A 5,237-nucleotide genomic window follows, 5' to 3' on the forward strand; every position below is an offset into this window, starting at 1 on the left:
GTACCGCATCGCCGCCTGATAGATCGTGGTCTGCTCGCCGCCGCTGTTCGACGGCTTCACGAACTGGATCATGCCGCTGCAGATCGGCGCGCCCGATGTGGCGTTCCCACGGCTGAACATGCTCGCCTACCGGCTCTACCTCTTCGGCTCGCTGATCGCTGTCGTCGGCTTCCTCACCCCACAGGGCGCGGCCGCCTTTGGCTGGTTCGCCTACGCGCCGCTCAACGACGTGGTCCACTCGCCGGGGATCGGCTGCGACATGTGGATCATGGGCCTGGCCTTCTCCGGCTTCGGCACGCACCATCCTCGGCGCGGTCAACTTCATCACCACGATCATCTGCATGCGCGAGCCCGGCATGACGATGTTCCGGATGCCGTTCTTCACCTGGAACGTTCTGCTCACCGCAGTGCTGGTGCTCATCGCGTTCCCCGTGCTCGCCGCCGCTCTGCTGTGTCTGGAGGCAGACCGGAAATTCGGGGCACACGTCCTCGACGCCGCCAACAGCGGACCGTTGTTGTGGCGGCACTTGTTCCGGTTCTTCGGACACCCGGAGGTGTACATCATCGCGTTGCCGTTCTTCGGCATCGCCAGTGAAGTCATCCCAGACTTCAACCGCAAGCCAATCTTCGGCTACATCGGCCTGATCGCCGCCACGATCTCCATCGCCGGCCTTTGGGCGACGGTGTGGGCGCACCACATGTTCGCCACCGGCGGCGTGCTGCTCCCGTTCTTCTCCATCATGTCCTACCTCATCGCGGTGCCGACCGGCGTGAAGTTCTGCGACTGGATCGGCACGATGTTCGAGACCCCGAGGAGCCACGGGCACTCCCGGGGAAGCACCAGGTAGATGCGGGCGCTTGCGGAACAACCGCAGGCCAGGACAGGGCCGCGCGAAACCCCACGGTGGGCACGGGGTCCTCACCGTACGGCTCGACCGCCGTCCGGGGCACGTCACGCCGGGCCTGGCCCAGCGTTGGCTGCTCCGCCAGGGCGCCTGTCCGCGCATGTGCCTGCGCGGCACGCGTACGGCCGGGCCGGCTGACCGGCTGCAGCCCGTCACCCCGGCCGGCCTCCCCGGGGCGGGGCGGCGGGTATCTCGGGGGCCGTGTCCTCCAGCGGTACGGCAGGTGCGCGGACCAGGCCGAGCTGGACGGTCTGGCGGGGCAGGAGTGCGTCGAGCAGCCAGTCGGAGCTGGTGCGGACGCGGTTGCCGGGCATCGCAAGCAGGTGGTAGCCGCGGGTCACCGTCTTGGCGACGGGCCCGGACAGCGGCACCTTCAGCGGGTTGGCCGCGGCCTTGAGCCCGCCCAGGTCGACCGCGAAGCCCAGGTCGCGGTGCTTGTACGGACGGGCGGTGCCGTGCTCGTAGGAGGCGGCGATGTTGCGGGCGGCGGTCCTGCCCTGCCGGATGGCGTGCTGGGCGGTCATCGGCGTGAGCTCGCCGGGGCGGGTGAGGTCGGGCACGGCAGCGGCGTCGCCGCAGGCGAACACCTCGGGCTGGCCGGGCACGTTCAGGTATTCGTCCACGACCAGGCGGCCCTTGTTGGTCTTCAGGCCCAGCTCCGCCACCAGGGGGTCGGGCCGGACGCCGACGCACCAGATCAACGAGCGGGTGGGCACGAAACGGCCGTCGGTCAGGCGCACCCCGTCGTGGGTGGCCTCCTGCACCGAGGTGCCCAGCAGCACCTCCACACCGCGCTTGCGCAGCACCCGGGACGCGGTATCCGCCATGTGGCGACCGAGCTCGGGCAGCACCCGGGGAGCGACATCCAGCAGCAGCCACTGCGGCCGATGCCCGACCTTGCCGAGCCTGGGGTGCCGCCGGGCGAGGACGTCGGTGAACAGCCGCCCGTGCGCGGCCACCTCGGTGCCGGTGTAGCCCGCGCCCACCACGACGAAGGTGCAGCGGGCCGCACGCTCGGCCGGGTCCTCGGCGGTGTCGGCCAGCTCGATCTGCCGGGTGATGTGATCCCGCAGGTACAGCGCCTCGGGCAGGCCGCGGAACCCGTGCGCGTGCTCGGCCACGCCGGGGATGGGCAGCAGCTTGTTCACGCTGCCCGCGGCCAGCACCAGCCGGTCATAGCCCATGCCTCCCTGGTTGCCCTCCGGGTCGGTCCAGCCCACCCGGCGCCGCTCCAGGTCGACCGCATCCACCTCGCCCAGCACCAGCCGCACCCCCGGCAGCGTCCCGGCCAGCGGGACCGAGATCCGGCGCGGCTCCAGCACGCCGGTGGCTACCTCGGGCAGCAACGGCACATACAGGAAGTAGTCGTTCGGGTTCACCAGTACGATCTCGGCCGACTCCTTCGCCAGGCGGGCCAGCGTCCTGGCCGTCCCGTATCCGGCGAACCCGGCTCCGACGATCACGATGCGAGGGCGGCTCATACATGCCTCCCGGCAGATATCGCGGACGGTATACGCGGGACGCCTCCCCACAACCGTGCCGGCAAACCCACCAGCCGGGCACCCGCGACGGTTCCCAGCCGAATACCTCGGGTAGCAGACCGTCCACCGCACGACGCAGCGGACTCACCAGCCCATCCCGCGCACGCTCGAAAGGGGGCCACCGACCGTGTCCACCTGGGTGCTCTTGACCAGGGCCCTCGGCTATCCGCTTGCCACGCTGGGCACGGGCTCGCGTGACGTACGGATCCAGCGCACCCGGATCATCGCCCTGCAGAGCCAGTGGCACCCGACGAGGGCCTGATCGCGCACTTCGAGATCGACTACCAGACCGGGGTGGTCACCACCGCTCCTCCTCGGCCGCCTCTGACCGATGAGCTACCCGCCTACTGCCTCTACCGCTGCGCGGCGTTCACCGTGCCGAATCACAGCACAACCCCGCCACGGCCGCATACCCCGCAGCTCCTTCCCCGGGCGGGGGCCGGAGCAGCCCATCGCCCGACGAGGGAGCCGGTCCGGCCCGGTGAATGGCGGGCGGTGTTCTGGGGAGGCGCTGTGCATGAGTCGGCGCGGTCAAGGAGGCGGGCGCGATGGGCCTCGGCGTGGCGAGGAAGCTGATCGATTCCCACCTGGTGTCCGGTGAGCCCGTACCCGGCACCGAGATCGGCTTGCGCGTGGACCAGACCCTGACCCAGGACGCGACCGGCACCATGGTCATGCTGGAGTTGGAGTCGCTCGGGCTCGACCGGGTCCGTACCGAGGTCTCCGTGCAGTACGTGGACCACAACCTGCTCCAGACCGATGAGCGCAACATGGCCGACCACCTGTTCCTGCGCTCCGCCTGCCGTCGGTTCGGCCTGTGGTACTCCAAGCCCGGCAACGGCGTGTCCCACCCGGTCCACATGCAGCGCTTCGGCGTCCCCGGCCGGATGCTGGCCGGCTCCGACTCGCACACCTGCGCCGCCGGGGCGCTGGGAATGCTGGCCCTCGGCGTGGGCGGGCTTGAGGTCGCCACCGTCATGACCGGTGAGCCGCTCTACGTAACCATGCCGCGCATCTGGGGCGTACGGCTCAACGGCGAGCTGCCGGAGTGGGTGAGTGCCAAGGACGTTGTCCTGGAGATGCTGCGCCGCCACGGGGTACAGGGCGGGGTGCACCGGATCATCGAGTACCACGGCCCCGGGCTGGCGTCGCTGTCGGCCATGGACCGGCACGTCATCGCCAACATGGGGGCCGAGCTGGGGGCCACCACCACGGTCTTCCCCGCCGACGAGCGGGTCCGGGAGTTCCTGCGCCGCGAGGGCCGCGAGGACGATTTCACGGAACTGACCGCCGACCCCGAGGCCGCCTACGACCTCACCGACACGATCGACCTGGCCGCCGTGGAACCGCTCATCGCCACCCCCAGCTCGCCGGGCAACGTCGTCCCGGTGAGGGAGGTCGCGGGAGCCGACGTCCACCAGGTGGTCGTCGGCTCCTCCGCCAATCCGGGGCTGCGGGATTTCGCCGTCGTGGCCGCCGTGCTCAAGGGACGGCAGGCGCACCCGCAGGTCTCCCTGGACGTCAACCCCACCTCCCGGCAGACCCTCACCGACCTCACGAAAATGGGCGCCACACTCGACCTGATCCAGTCCGGTGCCCGCATCCACCAGGCCGGGTGCATGGGGTGCATCGGCATGGGCCAGGCCCCGGCGATCGGAAGCAACAGCCTGCGCACCTTCCCCCGCAACTTCCCCGGCCGCTCGGGCACCAGGGAGGACTCCGTCTGGCTCTGTTCGCCGGAGACGGCCGCCGCTGCGGCCCTGACCGGACGTATCACCGATCCGCGCGACCTGCCCAGGCTGCTGGGCATCCCCCATCCGCAACTACGGCTGCCGGCCGGTACCGCGGTCAACACGGGAATGCTGGAACCGCCACTGCCGCCCGAGCAGGCACGGCGCACCGAACTGGCCAAGGCCCCGAGCATCGGCTCGCTGCCCGACTTCGACCCGCTGCCCGCAACCCTCACCGCCCCTGTCCTGATCAAGGTCGGCGACGACATCTCGACCGACGAGATCCTCCCGGCCGGCGCCCGGGCCCTGCCGTTCCGCAGCGATATCGACAAACTCGCCGACTTCACCTTCACCCAGGTCGACGAGGGCTACCCTCAGCGCGCCCGCAGCACGGGAGAGCACATCGTCATCGGCGGCCACAACTACGGCCAGGGCTCCTCACGCGAACACGCCGCCATCGCGCCCCGCCACCTCGGACTACGCCTGGTCATCGCCAAGTCCTACGCCCGTATCCACTGGCAGAACCTCACCAACTTCGGAGTCCTGCCGCTGGAATTCACCGACGAGGCCGACTACGACCGTATCCGGACCGGCGACGAACTCACCGTCGAAGATCCGCGAGGCGCGCTCCGGCGCGGGAACGCCGTCATCGTCCGCAACACGACCCGCGCGCAGAGGTACCTTCTGCGGCACCGGCTCTCACCACGCCAGGTCGAGATGGTTCTGGCAGGCGGCCGAATCCCGCAACTGCGCTCCGCATTGGCCACGCATCATCAATCGGCCGTGCATCATCGATGACCAGGAGTGCACCATGCGACTGTCGTTCCTGGAACCCGTGTACGCCGAGCCGGCGCCGCCGCCCTCGACGCCAGGCCCGCCGCCGTACGCGCCCGGACCGCGAAGTTGCAGCGCCGCATGGCCCGTACGGTGTGGAACACCGGCGGCTGCACCAGCTGATACCTCGACGCCGAGGGCCGCGACACCACCGCCTGGCCGGGCACGACCGCCGAGTACCGGCGCGCCACGCGCGGGCTGTACCTGGAGGAGTACGACGTGCCGCG

Annotated in this window: 3 protein-coding genes and 2 pseudogenes; 4 read left to right on the forward strand and 1 reads right to left on the reverse strand. The window is 70.3% G+C overall.

Annotated features, from left to right (window positions below; translation table 11 throughout):
- Positions 1-22 precede the first annotated feature (22 nt).
- Positions 23-812, forward strand: a pseudogene (locus FCI23_RS53790) (cbb3-type cytochrome c oxidase subunit I); the annotation flags it as partial.
- Between the two features lie 245 nt (positions 813-1,057).
- On the opposite strand, the gene FCI23_RS53795 reads toward FCI23_RS53790, so the two are convergent.
- The gene (locus tag FCI23_RS53795) at positions 1,058-2,386 is read right to left on the reverse strand and encodes an NAD(P)/FAD-dependent oxidoreductase (RefSeq protein WP_136731491.1); all 1,329 of its coding nucleotides are present in this window, start codon (positions 2,384-2,386) and stop codon (positions 1,058-1,060) included.
- A gap of 187 nt (positions 2,387-2,573) precedes the next feature.
- On the opposite strand from FCI23_RS53795, the gene FCI23_RS62890 reads away from it, so the two are divergent.
- From FCI23_RS62890 to FCI23_RS53805, 3 genes and pseudogenes are all read left to right on the forward strand, one after another.
- A complete protein-coding gene (locus tag FCI23_RS62890) occupies positions 2,574-2,708 on the forward strand; it encodes a hypothetical protein (protein WP_265737862.1) in 135 nt (44 codons plus the stop codon).
- A 286-nt stretch (positions 2,709-2,994) separates the two neighbouring features.
- Complete coding sequence (locus FCI23_RS53800; RefSeq protein ID WP_136731493.1) at positions 2,995-4,974, forward strand: aconitate hydratase; 1,980 nt, start codon at positions 2,995-2,997, stop codon at positions 4,972-4,974.
- Between the two features lie 51 nt (positions 4,975-5,025).
- A pseudogene (locus FCI23_RS53805) lies at positions 5,026-5,237 on the forward strand (cyclohexanone monooxygenase); the annotation flags it as partial.

It is taken from the genome of Actinacidiphila oryziradicis (assembly GCF_005047355.1).
GTDB classification, from domain to species: Bacteria; Actinomycetota; Actinomycetes; order Streptomycetales; family Streptomycetaceae; genus Actinacidiphila; species Actinacidiphila oryziradicis.